We start from the raw sequence: 19,976 nt of genomic DNA on the forward strand, positions 1-19,976 counted from the left end.
CAGCGTAGGCATCAATCCATGCCCATATCGAAGAATCCAGCACCGGACCACGGCGCAACGCCCGGCGCATCGCGCTGGCTCCTCACTCTGGCGGCCATGCGCTCTGGGAGCTGGGACAGTACCTTGGGGAAAGCTCTGCAGTAGGCCGTTTGCACGCCTGCCATCTCAGCGAGCTGCCGATAGCTGATCCAGGAACCCTCCGGCACCGCGCAGGCCACGTGTTGAACCCTCTCCTGCCACTGGTCGCTAAAGGCTGGCCCCTTGGCTCGGCACAGCGATACCCCGGCACCACGGCGAATGGTTCCGCCTCTCAACACGCGAGCGAGCATGCCTCTGTCTCGGCCGATCGAAGCCAGCGTCCCCGAGCACCTGCGCTCCAGCAACCGGCAAGGTTCACAGAGGAAGGTGATCGCGATGACGACCTCGCTGCCCATGCGCAACAGATCACCGGAGGCCAGCTCGCTGGTGGAGAAATCCACCCGTATATTCTCTCGGAGCGAGCCTTCCGCCAAGCCCCAGCGCTGGTAGGCATCGGTGCCGGCGACGAGCAACTGCCGGGGGGATAACGAGGAAGCATGCCGGTCTCCCGCCAGCCCATAGCCTCCCAGGGCCTGAACTTCGGCCACTGAACGGGGTTCAGGCTCCTGGCCCATCCTGACGTAGAGCGCCTGCAGCGTACCCATGGGCTGCCAGCTGTCTTGGAGGTCGGCCAAGGAGGGAAGTGGGAGGGGATGAACGGGGAACATGCGCTGCCATTTTGCACTTCCCATGCTGGGAATGGCCAGCGGTGCAGAGACGCTCTCGCGGCAGGCGGCGCTGAGCCCCTGCGCCCCAACCATGTCGAAACGGAAGGCACCAGCGTCGTGACGTCGCAGATTGGCTTGGGAGCTTTGCAAGTCCTCTACAATACACCGCTGTCCCTCTCCGTAGTTCAATGGATAGAACGAGTGCCTCCTAAGCGCTAGATACAGGTTCGATTCCTGTCGGGGGGACCAAGATTCTGCAATGGAATCAAGCACAGAAGTGCTATAAAAACACCAACGGGACAAGACCGGGACAAAACCAGACTAATTAGACCTATTTCGGCAGGTCGTTAGCTGGTTTTTTCATTGGTGCGTACTGCATTCCTGCGCTCGTCTTTGTCTGTGGCGGCGAAAGCCGGCCGGCGCAGACCATTGTTCGCTGCCACCCACTACTGGCTCCAGCGCAAGGCTATAGTCGCTCCGGCGCGGCTCTAGAGCGAGGCGCGCCTGTTACCCAAACCCGGCGAGCCCCCACCCTTTGCATTGATTGGCTGACCTGGGCCAAATTGCTTGAAAGATCTGACCTGCGTTATCCGGCTTTTTGCCGGATTTTTTGTATCTTGGACCGAGCCACTGAAGTTAAGGATGACGGCTATCGACCCGCTGCTCTCGTTCACACCTTTGATGCCAATGTCTGATGCGCAGCGGTTGCTGCCTCCCATGGCCGCATCGTGTGCGTTCGGTCATAAACTCATAGCGGTCATCCGAGTACCGAGGTTCGAGCCGAACCAGTGACTGCTTTCAGCGAAGTAGCCGACGCTGGCCATCAGGGCACTCCAAGTGTCTGCTAGATGCCGCTATCGCCGTGCAGGCGCTACCGAAACGTTGCTATCGTTCGCGGCTCGCTAGTCAATGCTTGCTTTGCATCGTTACCTGCAAGTGGCAGTCGATTCCTGAATGCATCCTTGATGCATAGCCCCTACGGCTATCAGGGACATGACTTGCGTTGAACGGTCGCCTTCTAGATGTAACTCACATCTCACTTCCCTGACGCGTGACCCTTCCATAGTCATGGCATGACACGCCACCACGGAGCCTTCATCAGCGGGCTTAGCGATACCCCCCCGCGTTGTATGTCTGTCACTACAAGCTCAGTAAGGGAATGCCCATTTATGCAGGCTGCATCGTCCAAGCCACAATGTGATGCTGCTAGCAATAAGAACAGTTTTGACCCTCGTGATCGCTAAGCAGCCATCCATCCAACTGCACCAATGGCAAGGATTCCTATTGTTTCCATCAGAAGTCTTGATGAGAGCATCCAAAGCCGATGTGTGGCAGCCCCTGTGCATGTCTGGTGACGACGCATAGTCGGTGTCAATTTCATACTTGGCATGGACTCCATGCGCCCGTTGATGACTATTGGCATTATTAAGTTGTGTTGAGGGTGGTCTGATAACGAGCTCAAGATGATCGCGATTAACTACAATTTATTCTTTGCCACGTCCGCCTTCGTTTCAGGGCTCGCACTTATTCCTCTGGTTTTGTCCAACCATACTCGCCAAATTGGTGTTAAGAGAATTGGACTATACACACTTGGTTTTTTAATTGCTACTTTAGCAGTGTGCTTGTATGTCGGCTGGTTTGGTGATAATCCAACAATTTACTCTTCTGCTGGAAATGGCTTGTTGACGCCAGGTGTGGCCGTGCAAACCCTTGGTATCAGGAGGTTTTATGACCGGCCTTTGATAGGGTATTTTATCATACCCTGCATGCTAATTTCCGAGGTCTTGGTTCTTTGGTTTATGTGGGGTAATGCAAATTATCAGTATAGACTGATGAGCTTTACTTCTTTTTTGTTTGTATTTGTTTTCATTCAATTCCTCACCGTTATTAGATATGGTGAAAAGTCTTTCGTTAACCGCTTACTTACCACCTCGCTTGCCATCGAAAGCTTGGTTTATTTGATTCGATTTGTCACTTTATTTATACCTGACCTAACACCCTCTAATCCAAGGGAATCTTCTTATATTCAAATTGTTTACGTTTTTGTTTTTTGCGCAGTGATGCCAATCACCGCCATCTGCTTGATGATCAACGGGAACTATTTACTTCAGCAAAAAACTATTGTTGATGCCAAAGTTAAAAATCAACAAAAAACAGAAACTTTAGGTTTTATCAGTCACGATCTTCGTGCGCCCCTGGCTACTATTTCTGGATATACCGAGCTACTACTCAATGATGCTACCGATGCACAAAGAAAATCTCTGATATCTATTCAAAATAATATTAAATATCAATTAAGTTTGATCGATGAGCTACAGGACTACTCGAAGCTTGAATTACAGCCACTAGCCCTGATATCCGAATTAACCTATTTACTTCCTTTGTTGGAAGATATTTCAGAATATGCTACTGCTTTATGTTTAAGACAGAAGAACTGCTTCCATTGTCAACTTCCATCAAGAGTTCCGACATTGATTGATGTGGACGGCAATCGACTGCGTCAAGTACTCCTTAATTTACTTTCTAACTCAGCGAAATTTACGCATGATGGGGTCGTAACGCTATCGGTAACTCTGGATTCTAATGAAGGAGGTCGCTATCTGCATTTCGCGGTAAGCGACACAGGAATTGGGATTGATTTGACTTCAAACATCGATATATTTGGGGCTTTTCAGCAGATCCAAGCAGCAAGCGGAAGCACAGGGTTGGGCTTGTTCATTGCGCAGCGCATTCTTTCGGCCATGGGCAGTACCTTGCGTGTGTCCAGCCGCGTTGGTAAAGGTTCCACGTTTTCATTTGCATTGCCCATGCTTGAGATAGAAGACACTGAATCGAGTTGGTCTGTTGTCCCACCAAGCAAGACAGGCTATAGCGACGTGCAGCAAGATATGGACTGGTCCAAGCAGGCTCTACCGGAGGATGCAGCCCTGGATGAGCTCGCCAGCCTAGCATTGCATGGCCGTCTAACGGATATTGAAAACTGGGTCGAATTCCATAGCCAAGATCCTAGCTGCGCCCCATTAATAACCCAGCTCAGAGGAATGTTGGAAAATTTCGATTTCTCCGGTATACATACGCTGGCATTGCGAGTCCAGGAATGCACTCAAAGACAGCCATAGCGCATCTGCAATTTAAAGCCCTGGTCATCCAGACTGCCATTGCTCAAGCCTCGACCGGCTCTATCGAGATGAACGAGCTACGCGCAAAGCGGTCGTCGAAGTGCTAGGCCTTTCAATTATCAGTCAGCAAGGGTGCTGAAATGGAACCTCAGGAAAGGTTGCATTCAAGAACTGGTGTTGTCCGTTTGCAGCCGGATATTGATTTCCTTGACCTCCAGTGTAGGCGGGAAAAAGCAACATGGGGGTGTCGAGTCAGGCTCGATAGTGCCGGTTTGCGATTCTGTGCAAACCACCGGTTGAGGACAACCCTGTACGAACCTCAGTGTGTCAACCCAGAACAGGGCTTTGTCAATCTAGAATGCGGGTTTGTCAATGTTCAGCCCCAGAACTGCACATGCAACAGCTTCAGCCGGGAGGCCAGCGTTTCGGGATCATGCTGCATGTGCAGCACAGGGGTTGTGCCAATGCTCACATGCTCATACCAAATGTGGAAGGCGCGGGCCTTGGGCAGCATCTGAGCGGTGTCCCTTATCGCTCCAGCGATTGAGCTGGCGGTGAAACTCAAGGCCTCTGAATACTCATTCATGACCCTGGCCAGATACTGACCGGGCGCGCTTTTTTCGATGTGCAGGCTCTGGATCATTTGTTACTCCGGATTGGATCAACGGAGCTTATTTTCTCCACCGCCACGGTGCTGGCTGTAGGCCAAATCCAATGGATCCACAGCCCCTTCATCCAGGCCAGCGCATAGAGCACACTGACTGCGAAAATTCCCTATTGCTCGGACTTCCAAGAGCCGTAGAACCAGAAAGGCTGGCCCGGCATGCGAAGATGCACGCCCAGCGCGGGAAGCTCTCAGCGCGGGCTTGCGACAGCCAAGCGGCACTTGTACCTAGCACCGCGATGGCAACCGGATCGATCTGCATAGGGTCATCCTTATCACTGGATAAAATACAGTTTAGCCAAGGTGCAATGGCTCCCAAACAAAAAAATAGCCTCGCCAGTGCCGTAGTGGCGCCGGGGAGGCTATTTCTATTTTTGGCTGCAGGCCTGGTTGCCGCAGCCACCGTTCAACCACGCTATAAGCAGATCACGGGTGCTATTGCAACAGGCTGACTTTGCTCAAAACCTGGTTAGTAGGAGGCTACATAAGTAGGTTGGAAGGTGTAACCTCTAATGCAACTGCAGGCGAATGAATAATACAAATTGGAACACTCAGTTGAGGGAACACAATCCTCCAAATTTACGTAAAAGATCAGTTGTTTAAGATTGATGATTTCGTGTTGATTGTGCGTAAACGCGTAAGAACAAAGTTAGTGATTTATGCCCTCAAGATTTCTTCGGCCAATGCGCCAGCTGCTGTGTGTTATGTTTTTTGCAGCAATCGGTTCCATCCAGCCAGTCAAAGCGCAAACGCTCGCCTTCTTAGATCAGCTGCAATTCTGCACTGTGGGATTGAACCGCGCATCTCCCATGGCAACTGGTATCGGCCCCGCGAACATGTTCTACCCTCGTGCTGAGCCAGCGGCAGAGTATGGACAGCCGACATGCGGAGGCACCTGGGCGTTCGATGGCGCTTCCTACCTTGTCACACCACATGGAGCCACTGTGTTTCCAGGTGGCGCATTAAAGCGGCTTGGCTAAATGAAGCCTCTTTTGACAGTGTTACGGCTACGTCTCGCGCCAGAGGTGAGATGCGCCGCAACATGTCTGGGTTGACTGTGGGCCAAATATATCGGGTGACAGCAGATGATTGGCAGGACGACTCTCCTGGCGACACGGCACCAGGTCTAGATTTTGGACCTTCCACGGCCACGCTTGCTATCCTGGCGACAACGTTGCTCGCTCCATTTCAGCGATGGTTTGTGCCAAGAGTGCCTCGCTCTTGATGCGCTTGTACGAGGCAGAAACTGCACCTGGTCGCACAGCGCGGCTACTTCGGCGTCTCGTCGCTTAAGGTCGCCTCCGAGGCTTGCGACCACACCGAGGCCTTCTGCAAGCTGTCGGTCGAGGGCTGCGGCTTTATCTGCAAGATCGCCGCGGGCAGCGGCGTCGGCTTGGGCTTGCGCGCGATAAGTGGCGGCTCGACTGTCGGTGTTGCGGTGCAGGCGCTCAGCACGCGCAAGCCTAGCACGCTCATCAAAATCAACGCCTGTCTTGAGGTTCGCCAGGAGCCATGACGGTCCTCGTCAAAGACATGCTGGAGAATTTCGATTTTTCCGGCATACATACGCTGGCATCGCGGGGTGTCGAGAATGCAACGCATCCATAGACAGCGATAGAACACCTGCTTCGGTCTACCCAGCCAAGTCATGGCTCAAATGGCGTCAGACTTCATCGAAATAAGCCGGTTAGGGCCCGCAAAAGCAACCCTCAAGTGCTGCGCTGCACATCGTCCATTTGAACTGCCATTGGGGTTGATGAATCGGTCTGGACAGCGTTCATCCAGCGACTGCTCCTGGCCAACCGGCGACTGTCGTAGACAGACCCATTGCCATGGCTCTAGACCCATCATCAGGGCCCGAACCGCGAGCGCATAGCACGGGGGCAGCCTCGCGCACTGCCCTGCCGCGCTCATCGCATGCGGCCGCCTGCCACAAGCCGTGGTCGGCGCCACACCACAAGCCCCATCAAGGCCGCCAGCACCGCCAGCGCAAACCCTCCGAGACCAGGCACGGGGGTGGGGTTGCTGGGATTCGTAGGGTTGGTCGGCGTCGTGACCTGCGGGGCAACCGCCGCGCTCGATGCATTGTTGCCCGCCGCTGCATCGCCCCCGCCATTGCTGTCATTGTCCGCACCAGCCCCGCCCACGACCGTGATGCTGGCGTTGCCGGCCATTGTAAAGCTCAGGGTGCAGCTGAGCGTGCCATTGGGCGGCAGATCAGCGGGCGCACTACAGACAGGTGTGGGGCTGCCGGGCAAGCTGGCGGCGTTGGGGATGGCGCAAAAAGCCTGCAGTGCAGCGGCGCTGCCGGCATTGGTACAGGTGGTTGTGCAGCTGACAGCGGCACCGGCCGCTGCCGTGCCCGGGGTGCATACCGTGGTGCTGAGCATATCGGTCACAGCGCGCAGCGCAAACAGATTGCCACTCGATCCATCGGGCGGCACGCTGATCGCAATGCTTTGCACACCCGTGCTACCCGCCACGCTGGTGTTGAGCGCGCCTGGCGCGCCACTCTCTCCGGTCGTGCCCTGTTGGGTATAGGCCATCTGGTAACCAGCGGGCGGCGTCGTCGTGATGGCGCAGTCTGCACCGGTCGGTACATTCTCAAAACTGAAGCTGCCATCGGCTGCCGCATCCACCGGGCCTGCGCTGTAATCCGGCCCGGTGCACAGCAAAGACACGGCCACGGCCATACCGGCATCCAGGCCGTTGCCATCGTCTTGCGTGTTGGCGGGGTCGCTACCCTCTGCATATACCCGGCCCGAGACATTGGCCACCTGGGTCAGGTTCATCATGAAGGGGATCGCGTTGACCATGTTCTCCTGCGTGGTAAAGCCGATGCAGCCGTCCTCCGCGCCTGCCGCCTCGCAAATCTCCGGATCCAGCGGAATGGCTGCAGGCTCAGGGAAAAAGCTGAAAGTAAACTCCTGGCCGTTCATCACCACGGTGCGGTTGACCGAACCGTCGAGCACCCAGATGTCGCTGCAGGGCACGCCGCCTGGCACCACACAGAGGGTCGGGTCGCTGCCGTTAGGAGTTTCAGAGAACTTGATGGTGTAGATGAAGTTCTCATAGGTGTAGGGATCACTGCTGCCTTTGGCTCTCAGACCGAGCGTGGTACTGATCGTGGCACTGGCCAAGGTGGCATAGCTTGAAGCCACGATATTGTTGGTATGGGTGTAGACATTGGCATATTGCGCGGCGCCATTGGCCACCAAGGTACCCGTCTGCTCACTGGCTGAGACACCGATACCACTGCGCCCGGTCCCAGCAGGCCCGCTGGGACATGCTCCCCAGGTGATATCAGTGGGTAAGACCAGTTCGCAGCCATTGGCGGAACCTGGGCCCGCGCCATTGAATGTGGTGGCACCCGTAGTCGTCACAAACCGGGCCGAGACGGTGTAGTCCCATTCCACCGGCGCGGCAGTGGCGCTGCCCATGAACAAGGCGCCAAGCAAACCCAGGACGGTGACCCTTATGCTTCGATGCAACATATTGAACCCCTCAACGAACTTTTGATATTCATTTTTCAACAACGAAAAATGAATCAAGAAAATCTACATGCAATGTAGCGGGTTCGCCATCAAGATATGTTAATTTTTAAAAATTACATTCAGAAACACAACGCTATCAAACGAAATAATGGAGGATTGAAAGAAATCTCAATAAATCCAAAAAAAATTTAAATTAAGCAAAGATGCAGTTTGAAACCATCTGCTAGATTTCTCCCTGTTTTGCGGTTCGCATATACACGATAGATGTAAGTTATGCTAGATAATATTCAATTGATTTAGTTTATCTTACAGGTGCATATGGGATATTTTTCAATGGGGATGGAGTTTTCAAGATGAGATTAATTCACAGACAGGCTGCTCTTTTTGCAGTGTCGCTTGCAGGGCTGACGGCTGCTGCTGGCGTACAGGCTGCGACATTGGCTTGTGGTGCGCCCTTACGCATTCACACCGCTAAGGCGACCTGGTCAACGGATGCCCAATACGTACCTCCTCCAAGCGGCACCGCCACAGGTGCAGCAGCCATTGTGGACGACTACAAATGGCGCGGCTGGTTTGATAAAACGACAGCGGTGCATACCAGCGGAGCAGGCGATCTTGCCGGCACTCCGCTCCAAGGGGATTGGATTTCTTTTGGCGATGCCGAGTATCCGGCGGGTGCAGGGGCTACTACGGGTAACGGACCTTATCCGGCAGTGAATGCGCGCGGTGTGGTGGCAAATGGTGCCTGGGTTGAAAACAGAATTACTTTCTACTACAACGAGCCTATCACCATTCCCAGCAATATCAAGCTTTCCAGTATCAAGATCATCGGTAGTGGCGGAGTAGATGACAGCTCGGAATTTGTTGTTCGCCCCGCTAGCCCGCCTTCTGGCAGCACGACCTGGTTGCAGATGCAGAATCTGGGAATGAGTTATGGTTCTCCAGGAACTATTAATCTGGACGGTAATGACAACGGTCTGGGTTTCTATTATGGAGACAACACCATCGGTTTTGTGGTGTATAACACTGCATCGACCACCGCCAGTTCTGGAAATCCAACTGGCCTCATTGCAGATTTTGAAATCACGGCCGATTGCCAGGATGAGCCTCCCGCCCAGCCCGCCACCATTCTGGCTTGCCCCGCCGGCAGCCAAGCTGGTGATGAAGTCCGTGTTGGCCCATTCACCACCAACGCCAGAGACTGGAAATGGACGCAGCGCATGAATGCGGCAGGAACCGCCCTGGAGAACGTCGAGCAGCCTTTGTTTGACAGCTACCGGTATCGCAGCTATTTCGATCCAGCATCGCTGGCAACGGCTACCGACGCCCGCTGGATCAGCCCGGGAACGACAAACCCTGCGAGCAGCGACATTCCTGGTGTGCCTTACCCAGTGGCTACCGGCCAGTCACGCGGCATCCAGGACGGCTCCACGTTCGTGATGAACCAGCCTGTCAATATTGGCAGCAATGTCGATTTGGCCAGCATCAAGCTCACCGGGCGGTTTGCCTTTGATGACTATGGAAGCTCCGTCTATGTGAAGCCTGCAGCTGGTGCGGAATCTGCTGCGGGACCCGTGTATCTGCCCAATGGCTACGGTGCATTCTCGACCTATACAACGTCCGCAGCGCTTGGTTTTGCACGCGGCAATAACACCGTGGGCTTCCGCCTGGATGGCGGTCAAAAAACCAACGATTGCGCCGGCGGCACTTGTGCGTTGGGTGCCATTGCTGACTTCTATGTCACCGCAGCCTGCACGGGTGAGCCTCCAAGTGCCGACCTGTCCATCACCAACGCCAGTGCCGCGACCAGCGTAGCACCTGGTGCAACGGTGACCTACACTGTCACCGCCAGCAATGCCGGCCCGGTGGAAGCCACGGGCGCCACGGTCACCAACACCCTGCCTGCCGCATTGACAGATGCCGCCTGGACCTGTGTGGGCGCAGGCGGCGGCACCTGCAGTGCATCGGGCAGCGGCAATATCAGCGACACGGTCAACCTGCCCGTCGGCGCCAGCGTGACCTACACCGTCACCGCCAAGGTCGCTGCAAATGCCACCGGTTCGCTGGCCAGTACGGCAAGCATCGCGGCTCCAGCGGGCATGGATGACCCCACTCCGGCCAACAACAGTGCAACCGCCAACAGCGTTATCGCCACCCCTGGCTCTGCCACCCCAGTCCCCGCATTGGACCTGGCTGGCTTGGCACTGCTGGGCGGATTGAGTGCCGGTATCGGTGCCTTGGCACTGCGCCGCCGCCAACGCAGCCAGTGAGGGCTAGAAGTCTCAGGGCCTGAAGACTTAGCGAGTTACTACTAATCGCCTCCAGCTGGAGGCGATTTTTTTTATTCCAAGACCTTTCGACAATGCAATACCAACAGCCGACTCGGCCATTGCTGACAGGCCGCCCCCACAAACCGGTATGACGAGCGGCATTTGCCAAGACATTGACCAAGCGCTTTAGCCAGACAAGACACCGCCCTCTTTGGGCTGCCTCTGCACAAGCCTCACCAAGCGCGACGGACACCGATCGGGTTAAAACGCTCAACGCGCCCCTTAAAGGCGAACCGGAGGTATTGCCGAGAAAGACATGGGATTGGATCGTCCGAGAGCACGTTCAGACCATGGCGGGGAGTTGTGCAGAAGTTCCCAAGGCTCACAGCCTATATCACATCCCTGCCGTGAACCGGTATTCGGCACGCATCACGCAGCGGACCATCCATCTGCCTCAAAAAATAGCTGGATAACCCCATTCCCGCTGCACTGTTAAACCGTACCGCCCCATCATTCGCACCCGCTTGGTTGAAAAGGGGTATTGACAATGGCCAATCCCAAGTTATCTACAAAAATCAAAAAAATCAAAGGGAATTAAATAAAAACAAAGAAAATGGATAAAAAGCAAAGGTTTTGAATTTGCACACCACCCGATTTGAAACAGCTCACAAAAAAAATGCTGCCCATGTCCACCTGCGCCTTGACCATGATTTAGGTGTGTGGCATTGTAAACAGCGTGACCGAGTGAATAGAAGGGCATAGGATTCCGCTATCGTGATCCTTCCATCATTCAAAGCCAAGAGAACTTGCATTTTTGTTTCATTACTGCATTCGCTTCAATTCAGTAAAGGGTGAATATGACCGATTCTAAAAAAATGCCGCCTGGCTCAGCCTTTCCAGCATTTTCGTCGCCACTGACGAATTCTCCCGACCTTAAAAAGACATTCAAGCAGCTGCTAATCTCGGCCGCTTTGCTATTACCAGCCGTATCGATGGCACAAGTCGCCTGCGATAGCCGGCTTTTTCTGTCGCAAAACGCACCGACCTCGTTAAACAGCGTGTCTACGGATACCAATCCGATGGTGTTTACCGGCATTGGGGGGGCTTCTGCGGTTTCCTACAATGCCTTGGGCTATTCCCCCACCGATGGCCAAATCTATGCCATGCGCACCGATGCCAATGGCAATAATCTGCTGAGCGTCAACCAGAGCACTGGCGCTGTCACCGTTGTGGGCGCTGTGACGGGGCTGCCAGCGAGTCCCGCTTACAACTCGGGCACGGTGGGCAGCGATGGCACCTACTATGTCAAACCCTTTGGCAACACCTCGGTGATTTATGCCATTGATACGAGCGCACTGACGGCTACCACCATCACCTTGGATACGGCATTCACGGCCTCGGACATCGCCTGGGTCGGTGGCGCTTCCGGGGGCTTGTATTCAGTGTCTGACGCAGGCCAGCTCTATGCCATCGATGTGGGTACTGGAGCCGTCTCGGCCATGGGTACGCCAGACGGCACCGGTGGTGTGCTTGGCGCGCAATTCGGTGCCACCAACGGCATGTTTGGCTCGGCCAACAATGGCAGCGGTTTTTACCAGATCAACCTGCTCACCGGCGTCAAAACGCTCATTGCCGGCTCGCCCGGATCGGGCACCAACGATGGCGCCAACTGCCCGAATGCGCCCATCCGGTTTCCTGCGGATTTGAGCATCACCAAAACCAACGGCCAAACCACCTATGTGCCGGGCACCAATGTCGTCTACACCATTACCGTGCGCAACAACGGTCCGTTCACCGCCGTCGGCGCCAAGGTGACGGATGTATTGCCCAGCGGCATCAGCACCGCCAACTGGTCCTGCAGCGCTTCGGCCGGTGGAAGCTGCACCGCCAGTGGCGCAGGCGGCATTGATGACACCATCAATCTGGCGGTGAATGCGACCGCGACCTATACGCTGACGATGGCCATCCCAGCCAGTTTCACGGGCAATCTGGTGAACACCGCCACCGTCGAAGCCGATGGCTCCAGCGCCAGCGCAGTCAATACCAATCCCGACCCGGACCCCTCCAACGACACGGCAACGGACACCGATACCCCTGCCACTGTTCCCCCCGTTGCGGCACCTACCCCCGTACCCACGATGACCGCGCTGGGCCTGCTCGTGCTGTCTCCATTGATGGGTTTGGCGGGCTTGATGGGCATGTCTCGTCGCCGCAAGGTCTGACCACCGCATATGGGCGTACACGCTGGGCCCTGCTGCGACAAAAGAGCTTCGTAAGTGCCTTATTGGCCCCAGCGAGGCTCTTTTTTTTTGGAGCTCGTGCAGCGGAAAGCTTCAAGGCCTTCGATCACGCAGCAATACCCATGCGGGATTCTCTGCACCACCCCTGCTCAATGGGCCGGCCTTCTCCCATGCTTTCACTGGAAAAACATGAAAAATCCATTACTTGCAAAGTTAGCAACCGTGGCCTGCTTCGGGGTTGCGGGCCACGCCATAGCCGCAGATTGCGTCAATGGCGTCAATGCGGCGGGCACCTGCACGGTGCCTGCAGGGGTGACCCACATCAGCTTTGAGGCCTGGGGTGGCGGCGGTGGTGGGGGCTCGAATGACCAGGGCTGGAACGGCATCGCAGGGGGCGGCAGCGGTGGCGGCGGCGGGGCTTATTGCAAAGCCCGTCTTGCAGTGACTGCAGGCAACGAGCTCTTGGTCATCGTCGCTGCCGGCGGCACGCCTGGCTTGGTCAACAGCGCAGATTGGACAGCCACCGGAACGCACAGCACGGGAGGCGGGTTCTCTGCAGTGACGGGGCCCGGTGTGGTCGGTGTGACTGCCAATGGCGGCGGCGGTGGCGGCGGCAGCACCGTGGACCTCAACTATTACGATGGCGCACGCGGCTTACCGGGGGAAGGTGCGACCGCAATCCGTGGCGGCACCGGTGGTGCTGGAGGGGCCAATTTCCTGGGGCGCCCTGGCGGCCTGGGCGGAGGCGGAGGCGCTGGCTCCATCGGAGGCTCGGGTGGCGCAGGTGGCAATGGCGCCAATGGAGTGGACGGAAGTAGCGCACCTGATTGGGATGCCAGCTGGGAAGGGCCCGGCATACCCGGAGGAAATGGGACGGACGGCGGCAATGGCGGGGATGGCGGTAACGGCGGCGACGGTGCCATAGCTGGGATAGGCGGCGCTGGCGGACAGGCGGGCTACGAAGGCCATGGTGGAAACGGTGGCTCGGGCTCTCCCGGCTATGGCTACGGAAACATAGGTACCAATGGCGTACCTGGAGTTCCCGGCATGCCGGGAGCAGACGGCCTGATCCTGACAGGCCCATTGGCCGTTGCAGCGTGCGCAGGAGAAAGCATCGCAGGCGCCAATGGATCGGGGACAAGCGGCGGCGCTGCCGGAGGAGTCAATGTTGGTGCAGGCGCTGGCGGCGACGGTGGGCAACCGGGGCAGGCCGGTATGGTTCGCATGGCTTTTGTTGTGGAACCAGACCCACCCATAACACCCGTGGAGCCCACTCCCGTGCCGACCCCGGTGCCCACGATGACAGCCTGGGGCCTGCTGGCGCTCTCGCCCATCATGGGTCTGGCCGGCTTCTTGGGATTCTCCAGGCGCCGCAAGGTCTAGGAACCCTTGGCAACACAGTCTGCTGTAGTCTGAACGCAGGCGCGGGTGATCCGCGCTGATCCGATGGGACAAGAGTCTGGCAGAAGATGCCAAGGAATGCACCGCTTTGGGGTTCTGACGCTGGTTTGCGCAGCCCCATGGCTGAGCAACCCCTCCCCCGGCGCCCATCATCCAGCGGCCGTCAATGCACCACCATGGCCAAGAGCACCGCACACAGCAAGGCGATATAGACCTTGGCATGGATACGGTCCGGGATCTTGCCAATCCAGCGCGACGCCAGCCGGATGCCCAACCAGGAGCCCGCCACCAGCACCAGGCAGGCGCGCACATCGATGTAGCCCAGATGCCATGCGCCCAACGGCGCCGTGTTGGACGCCAGCAGCGCGTAGGTGGCGGTGCCCACAATGGCCATCGGCAATGACAGCGGATTGGCTGCAGCGGTAGCGGCCGTCATGCTGGCGCCGCGCCGGCGCATCAGCGGGACGGTCATGACACTGCCGCCGACTCCCAGGCAGGCGGCGATTGCGCCGATAAAAAGCCCCAGCGCAGCGGCCGCTGGCTTGGCCAATGGGCGCATCCGGCTGCTGCGCTCTTGGGTAAAACCGGGCCGCAGCAGGCAGTCGAGAATCGTCAGCGCGAGATAGCCGACAAACGCCCAGCGGATCCAGCCGCCGCTCAGCACCAGCGCAGCCATCGCCCCAGGGATGGCCCCGAGCGCCACATAGCCCAGCAGCGGCCGCACCTGGCCCCAGGGCACCGTGCCGGTCCGGTGGTGCCGCCAGCTGGCCAGCCCGGCGCCAAAGACCATCACACAGGTGGATGTGGCCACCGCGATGTGCATGGCGGCAAGCCCCAGCGCACTGTCTGCGCCATACACCCCCACCAGCACCGCATACAGCACCGGAACGACGACGAAGCCGCCACCAAAACCAAACAGCACGGTGGTCACACCAGCCAGAACCCCAAAACACAGCAGCAGCAAATACATGGACAAGGACCATCAACGGTTGCAAAGCGCCACGATAGAGCGCCAGGCTGCGGCTGACTTTCGATTAAAAGCCAAGTACCCTTGCATTTAGGCCAAAATCGGCCGATGCACAACATCCCTCTCGCATCGGTAGATGCCGTGGCCCGGCCGCTCCTGGCCATCAGCACCGACTATGCACCCGGCACCCTGCTGGACACGCACAGCCACCGGCGCGCGCAGGTGCTGTACGGCATGAGCGGCCTGATGGAAGTGGAAACGGACGATGGCGCCTGGGTGATCCCGCCCTTTAGCGGTGTCTGGATCCCCGCTGGCAAGCCCCACCGGGTGCGCATGCAGGGCGTGAGCACACGCAGCCTGTATATCGAGCCCGCTGCTGCGCCCCGCCAGGGCCGGCATTGCGAAGCGCTGGTGGTCAGCGCACTGCTGCACCAGCTGCTGCTGGCCTCGATCACGATGGAGGCGCTGTATGACGAACAAGGGCGTGATGGCGCCTTGGCCCAGCTGCTGATGCACGAAGTGCGCCAGGCGCCCACCATGCCCTTGTTCGCGCCGATCCCGCAGGACCTGCTGCTGGCTGCGCGGTGCAAGGCCTTCTTGAAGGCGCCACAGATCCGGGCCGCGCCTGAGGCATGGGCTGCTCAGTTGCACAAAAGCCTGCGCAGCTTTAACCGGCATTTTCGGCAGCAGACCGGCATGAGTTTTGGCGCCTGGCGGCAGCAAGCCTGCTTGCTCGCGGCCCTGCCCCGCCTGGCGGGCGGTCAGTCGGTCACCCAGGTCGCTCTTGATCTGGGCTATGACAGCCCCAGCGCCTTCTCGACCATGTTTCGCAAGCGCTTGGGCAGGGCGCCCAGTGGCTTTATGCGGGCCGCGTCATCTGGCAACGAAAATCCGCCGGGCACCGCCCAGTGACAGCAGAACGCCTGCGGCCTGCGACACAATATCGCGGGCTACAAATTCGATAACACCCCATGAATAAAACCGTCCTCGCCTCGCTCGGCCTTCTGCTGCTGGCACACGCCACCTGCTCACAGGCAGACAACAGCAATGGCAAAAATATCTTTGTGCAGCGCTGCGCCATGTGCCATGGCGCTGACCTCCAAGGCAGCGGGCCGCTGGCGCGCAAAAGCAACCCGCCCACACCCGATCTCACCACGGCAGCTTTCAAAAAGCGCCTGCACGATTACCCCGGTGTCATCGTCTCACCGGTGGTGCTCCGGCCCAACGGCGATCTGATTCCGAAAACCTTGCGCGAGAACGGCGTCAAGCTGCCAGCCTTTGCCTGGCGGGTGAAGGATTTGCGGGACTTGAACGAGTACATGGGCGCCGAGATCGCGAAAAGGCGCTAACGCAGACACGACCTGAAGTTCATAGCTTTCCGCTCGGTGGACGCGGTTTGTGCCCCGGTACGGGCCATATCTTGCTGCATGGGCGCCTGCAGCGAGCCATGTTGTAGGCCCGCGCAATGCAGAATGCGAAAAGAGCCGCCACTCGGTCTTGCGGACCTTGGAAGCTCCCAGCTTGCCGTTAACCTACGCGGTGCGCTTGCTGCTTCGGCCCCTGCCCACCACCCCTAAGAGCAACGACAGGCACACCAAGCCCCATGCGCCCAGTGTTGGCACCGGAGCAGGGGCAGCCTGCGCGGAAATGGTGATCGTATAGCTCTGCGTCACGCTGTTGACGGCAGCCTTGGTCGCGCTAGCCAAGCTGATGGCCGTGCTATCCGACACCGTGACACTAAAGGTACTGATCTGGGTCTTTGTGGGTGTGCCTGTGATCGCTCCCGTTGTCAGATCCAGGCTCAAGCCCTCTGGCAGTTCACCATCGAGCACCAGGTGGTAGGGCGCCACGCCCCCTGAAACCCCAATACTGGCGGTGTACGTCTTGCCGACTTGACCATTGGGCAAGCTGGGGTTGACGGTCAGATCCAGTGGATCAATGACGAGCGTGATATTTGTGCTCTTGTCCCGGTTCTCACTGTCAACCACCGAAATGGTGACCTCCGCAGTGGTCGCCTCCGACGGCACACCACTGATAACTCCCGTCTCGGCGCCGATGCTCAACCCTGCCGGCAATCCGCTGGCCGACCAGGTATAAGGAGCAGTCCCCCCACCTGCAGTCATCGTGCTGCTATAGGCCACGCCGATCTTGCCGGCGGGCAAACTCGCCGGTGAAATCGCCAACACCACCAGGGGATAGCCACGCCAGGCCGCACCGGCTTGGTCTACGACCCAGAAGCGACCATTGGCAAAACTAAAGCTGAAATGGGAATCAAAAGAGGTGCCCGCACCCGCCAGGGAAGTCTGGCCAACCCGCTGCCCCGCAGCATCCCAAGCCGATACAACGCCCTGGGAATAGGTAAACCAGTAACTCCCCGATGCACTGATGCCTCGATTCTGGGGATAGTCGTTCTCGCCCGGTTGGGTGCCAAAGCCAACCAAGGCAACGCTGCCCAACGGACTACCCGCGAGGCTCCAACGATAGACGTTTCCTTCTACCAGTGCAATGTATTCGTTGCCGGCGCCGTTCAGCACCACCCCCACCTGCTGCTCCGTCAGATCCGTCAGAGTGACAAGTGGTGCAAATGTGCCGGCAGCCGCCTGCTGGTAAATAGTCGCGTCGTTGAATTGCCTCGCGTACAGGTTTGCGCCTTGCGTGAACACCGACCGAAAGTCCAGTCCGGAGGCAAACTTGGCGACCAGTGCACCGGCACTGCTGTACTGCGCCAGCCGTTCGCCACTTGCGCTGCCGCCTGAAGAAGACCAGTAATGGCTACCGTCATACGCCAGCGTCATCGAGGTGCTGGCCAGTTCGTCTTTGAATGACAGGTCAGAGCTCAGCGTGCCATTGGTAAAAATGCCTGTTTGGGCGAAGCTGCTGGTGGCGGCTACTGCCGCAATGACCAAAGGAAACAGAAGGCGTTTTATGTACATAAATGTTTCTCTGTAATGAGCACCCGCAATGTAACAAAAAACAAGCTATGTGGAAATACTTTTAATAGTTGCTGTTAAACAGCCACAGAGCGACAGGCACCTTTGCTGCAGTTCAGCGCGCGGGCTGCCGCTGCCGCCTCCCCAAAGGTTTGTTCGCTGCACGCTCAGCGCGCCTGCAACCGCGGTGGCGTACATTGCGCCCCACTTCATGCCTGGATCGCGGCGCGTTGTGCCGACCAGCGCATCCGAAGCGCGATGGGAGTCAGGGACTGAATGACGCATGTCAGGCTTCCTTTACATACACATCCGTTTTCGCCCCAAAAACCTGAGCGTTATGGTCACGGGTTGGAAGGCGGCCTGACTGGCCACAGTCGAATTGACTAGACTGGCACCCTCACTCCATGAGGGCGCAATGCAGCAAGAACCCGATTTCGTACAGAACCTGAGGCAAGAATTCGGGGATGGATGGCGCTGGGTGGAGCGTTGCATTGTGCTGGCCTACGCTGCGGCAGCGGGCCTGTGCGTGGTCGGTTTCACGATGGTGGCCGAGAAGGCCTTTGACTGGTTCATGCACATCTACCACTGGCAAGGTGGCTGGGCGGTGCTGGTCTGGACTCCGTGCCTGACAGCAGCCATTGTGTGGGCCACACGCCGCTGGGCGCCTGGCGCTGCGGGCTCGGGCATTCCACAGGTCATGGCCGCGCAAGAGACGGCGCTCAACGACCCGCAGCGCAGCCGCTTTGTCTCGCTGTGGTTGTCTGCCTGCAAGATTGCACTGGCCGGACTCGGGTTTCTGGCGGGGCTGTCGATTGGCCGCGAGGGGCCGTCCGTGCAGGTGGCCGCCGGCGTCATGCACCATGCCAAGCGCTGGTTTGGTCCGCGCTCAGGCATTACCAGCCATGCGCTGCTGGTGGCAGGCGGTGCAGCGGGCATTGCAGCCGCCTTCAATGCGCCGCTGGCAGGGATCGTTTTCGCCATTGAGGAGCTGTCCCGCAAGCTGGAATCTCGCGCCAGCGGCCTGATCATTGCCGCCATCGTGCTGGCCGGTCTGATGGGCGTTTCCGCATTTGGCAACCTGAACTATTTTGGGCGCATCCAGGTGCCCAGCCTCAACTGGCACGCACTGCTGCCCGGCATCTGTGTGGCCTTGAGCTGCGGCGTATTGGGGGGCCTGTTTGCCAAGCTCATGGCTGCGTCCCTGACCGGCGCGCCAGAGCGCCTCAACCGCCTGCGCGCGCAGTATCCCATCCGCTTTGCAGCTGCTGGCGGCTTGCTGATTGCCGTCATCGGCCTGTCCACCAGCGGCGCCACCTTTGGCGCCGGTTCGGAAGAAGTCAAGCACATGCTGGCGGGAGAGGCCGAGTTGCCTGCGCTGTATGTGACGCTCAAATTCATCGCCACCTGGCTGTCTGCCTGGGTGGGCGTGCCTGGCGGGATCTTCGCGCCCTCGCTGTCGATTGGCGCAGGTGTGGGCCACAACGTCTCGCTGATGCTGGGCAGCGACATCGCCCCCGCGTTGATTGCGATGGGCATGGCCGCTTTCCTGGCCGCCGTCACACAAGCCCCGCTCACGGCCTTCATCATCGTGATGGAGATGGTCGATGGGCACTCGATGGTGCTGAGTCTGATGGCCGCCGCGATGCTGGCCAGCCTGGTCTCACGCATGATCGCCAGGCCGCTGTATGAGACGCTGGCCAACTACATGCTCAGCCAGGTGCAGAGCGCAGCGCCCACGCCAGCGGAGCAGGCCGTGCAAAAGCCAGCCGCTTCATCCTGATCATCCAGATCGCCCTGGCCCAGGCCCGTAGGTAGCGCTGTCCATCCCGGTGGCGCCATTGCCACTGCCGCGCTCCAGCGTCACTGTGACCCGCGCCAGGTCATGCACAGGTGCCAGCTGCGCTTTGTATTGCGCGAGCGCCTGGGGTTATGGGCTGCGCACAGCCACGATGGCCGCACATCGCTTTGGCCCGATCAGCGGCTGACACCGCTAGAGCGGGCTGGCGGCCTGCCAAACAATGGGACGGACGGCGCAGCCCCAAGGTCACACCTACGGCCATCTTCGTGATGGCCACCTGCTCAAGCAGCATCCTCAGTGAGCACGCGCGGGCTCTATCGATGAGCAACCGGTTCAGGGCCTTATTC

General features: G+C 58.1%; 13 protein-coding genes and 1 tRNA gene. 8 read left to right on the forward strand and 6 right to left on the reverse strand.

Features of this window, described 5'->3' with window-relative positions:
• Positions 1 to 11: 11 nt before the first annotated feature.
• Entirely contained in the window at positions 12 to 713 is a 702-nt protein-coding gene (locus ACPEE1_RS18755) for an MOSC domain-containing protein (RefSeq protein WP_182345084.1), read from the reverse strand.
• Positions 714 to 920: 207 nt separating this feature from the next.
• Here ACPEE1_RS18755 and ACPEE1_RS18760 point away from each other — a divergent pair.
• Positions 921 to 995, forward strand: a tRNA-Arg gene (locus tag ACPEE1_RS18760).
• Positions 996 to 2,209: 1,214 nt separating this feature from the next.
• Positions 2,210 to 3,865, forward strand: coding sequence for a sensor histidine kinase (locus ACPEE1_RS18765; RefSeq protein WP_423934373.1), 1,656 nt, complete (start codon positions 2,210 to 2,212; stop codon positions 3,863 to 3,865).
• Positions 3,866 to 4,241: 376 nt separating this feature from the next.
• Here the strand turns inward: ACPEE1_RS18765 and ACPEE1_RS18770 are convergent, their stop codons facing one another.
• From ACPEE1_RS18770 to ACPEE1_RS18780, 3 genes are all read right to left on the reverse strand, one after another.
• Positions 4,242 to 4,508: a hypothetical protein gene (locus tag ACPEE1_RS18770; protein ID WP_116924666.1), complete on the reverse strand. Its 267-nt coding sequence runs from the start codon at positions 4,506 to 4,508 to the stop codon at positions 4,242 to 4,244.
• A gap of 1,290 nt (positions 4,509 to 5,798) precedes the next feature.
• Positions 5,799 to 6,179: a hypothetical protein gene (locus ACPEE1_RS18775; protein ID WP_133248066.1), complete on the reverse strand. Its 381-nt coding sequence runs from the start codon at positions 6,177 to 6,179 to the stop codon at positions 5,799 to 5,801.
• A gap of 260 nt (positions 6,180 to 6,439) precedes the next feature.
• The gene (locus ACPEE1_RS18780; protein ID WP_423934377.1) at positions 6,440 to 8,023 is read right to left on the reverse strand and encodes a THxN family PEP-CTERM protein; all 1,584 of its coding nucleotides are present in this window, start codon (positions 8,021 to 8,023) and stop codon (positions 6,440 to 6,442) included.
• 353 nt (positions 8,024 to 8,376) lie between these two features.
• Here ACPEE1_RS18780 and ACPEE1_RS18785 point away from each other — a divergent pair, with 353 nt between their 5' ends.
• The 3 genes from ACPEE1_RS18785 (at position 8,377) to ACPEE1_RS18795 (ending at position 13,916) form a co-directional block, all read left to right on the forward strand.
• Entirely contained in the window at positions 8,377 to 10,293 is a 1,917-nt protein-coding gene (locus tag ACPEE1_RS18785; RefSeq protein ID WP_260718942.1) for a DUF11 domain-containing protein, read from the forward strand.
• A 992-nt stretch (positions 10,294 to 11,285) separates the two neighbouring features.
• Positions 11,286 to 12,515 (forward strand): DUF6923 family protein, encoded by a 1,230-nt coding sequence (locus ACPEE1_RS18790; protein WP_420093977.1) that lies wholly within the window; start codon positions 11,286 to 11,288, stop codon positions 12,513 to 12,515.
• Between the two features lie 240 nt (positions 12,516 to 12,755).
• Positions 12,756 to 13,916 (forward strand): hypothetical protein, encoded by a 1,161-nt coding sequence (locus ACPEE1_RS18795; RefSeq protein WP_423934381.1) that lies wholly within the window; start codon positions 12,756 to 12,758, stop codon positions 13,914 to 13,916.
• 181 nt (positions 13,917 to 14,097) lie between these two features.
• On the opposite strand, the gene ACPEE1_RS18800 is transcribed toward ACPEE1_RS18795, so the two are convergent.
• Positions 14,098 to 14,904 carry a sulfite exporter TauE/SafE family protein gene (locus ACPEE1_RS18800; protein ID WP_423934383.1) on the reverse strand — a complete coding sequence of 269 codons (807 nt, stop codon included), beginning with the start codon at positions 14,902 to 14,904 and terminating at the stop codon, positions 14,098 to 14,100.
• A 105-nt stretch (positions 14,905 to 15,009) separates the two neighbouring features.
• Between ACPEE1_RS18800 and ACPEE1_RS18805 the strand changes: the two genes are divergently transcribed.
• Both ACPEE1_RS18805 and ACPEE1_RS18810 read left to right on the forward strand, forming a co-directional pair.
• Positions 15,010 to 15,813, forward strand: a complete 804-nt coding sequence (locus ACPEE1_RS18805; protein ID WP_423934386.1) for an AraC family transcriptional regulator — start codon at positions 15,010 to 15,012, stop codon at positions 15,811 to 15,813.
• Between the two features lie 59 nt (positions 15,814 to 15,872).
• Positions 15,873 to 16,250 carry a c-type cytochrome gene (locus tag ACPEE1_RS18810; RefSeq protein WP_116924657.1) on the forward strand — a complete coding sequence of 126 codons (378 nt, stop codon included), beginning with the start codon at positions 15,873 to 15,875 and terminating at the stop codon, positions 16,248 to 16,250.
• Positions 16,251 to 16,433: 183 nt separating this feature from the next.
• Here ACPEE1_RS18810 and ACPEE1_RS18815 read toward each other — a convergent pair whose 3' ends face one another.
• Positions 16,434 to 17,834 (reverse strand): IPTL-CTERM sorting domain-containing protein, encoded by a 1,401-nt coding sequence (locus ACPEE1_RS18815; RefSeq protein WP_423934389.1) that lies wholly within the window; start codon positions 17,832 to 17,834, stop codon positions 16,434 to 16,436.
• Positions 17,835 to 18,246: 412 nt separating this feature from the next.
• On the opposite strand from ACPEE1_RS18815, the gene ACPEE1_RS18820 reads away from it, so the two are divergent.
• Positions 18,247 to 19,611 carry a chloride channel protein gene (locus ACPEE1_RS18820; protein ID WP_116924655.1) on the forward strand — a complete coding sequence of 455 codons (1,365 nt, stop codon included), beginning with the start codon at positions 18,247 to 18,249 and terminating at the stop codon, positions 19,609 to 19,611.
• The last annotated feature ends 365 nt before the right edge of the window (positions 19,612 to 19,976 follow it).

Source organism: Comamonas sp. 23 (assembly GCF_049601575.1).
Lineage (GTDB): Bacteria > Pseudomonadota > Gammaproteobacteria > Burkholderiales > Burkholderiaceae_C > Comamonas > Comamonas squillarum.

Coding starts and splice junctions, on each gene's coding strand:
- ACPEE1_RS18765 (WP_423934373.1), top strand. CDS start 2,210: ATGATCGCGATTAACTACAATTTATTCTTTGCCACGTCCGCCTTCGTT.
- ACPEE1_RS18770 (WP_116924666.1), bottom strand. CDS start 4,508: ATGATCCAGAGCCTGCACATCGAAAAAAGCGCGCCCGGTCAGTATCTG.
- ACPEE1_RS18775 (WP_133248066.1), bottom strand. CDS start 6,179: ATGACTTGGCTGGGTAGACCGAAGCAGGTGTTCTATCGCTGTCTATGG.
- ACPEE1_RS18780 (WP_423934377.1), bottom strand. CDS start 8,023: ATGTTGCATCGAAGCATAAGGGTCACCGTCCTGGGTTTGCTTGGCGCC.
- ACPEE1_RS18785 (WP_260718942.1), top strand. CDS start 8,377: ATGAGATTAATTCACAGACAGGCTGCTCTTTTTGCAGTGTCGCTTGCA.
- ACPEE1_RS18790 (WP_420093977.1), top strand. CDS start 11,286: ATGGCACAAGTCGCCTGCGATAGCCGGCTTTTTCTGTCGCAAAACGCA.
- ACPEE1_RS18800 (WP_423934383.1), bottom strand. CDS start 14,904: ATGTATTTGCTGCTGCTGTGTTTTGGGGTTCTGGCTGGTGTGACCACC.
- ACPEE1_RS18805 (WP_423934386.1), top strand. CDS start 15,010: ATGCACAACATCCCTCTCGCATCGGTAGATGCCGTGGCCCGGCCGCTC.
- ACPEE1_RS18810 (WP_116924657.1), top strand. CDS start 15,873: ATGAATAAAACCGTCCTCGCCTCGCTCGGCCTTCTGCTGCTGGCACAC.
- ACPEE1_RS18815 (WP_423934389.1), bottom strand. CDS start 17,834: ATGTACATAAAACGCCTTCTGTTTCCTTTGGTCATTGCGGCAGTAGCC.
- ACPEE1_RS18820 (WP_116924655.1), top strand. CDS start 18,247: ATGCAGCAAGAACCCGATTTCGTACAGAACCTGAGGCAAGAATTCGGG.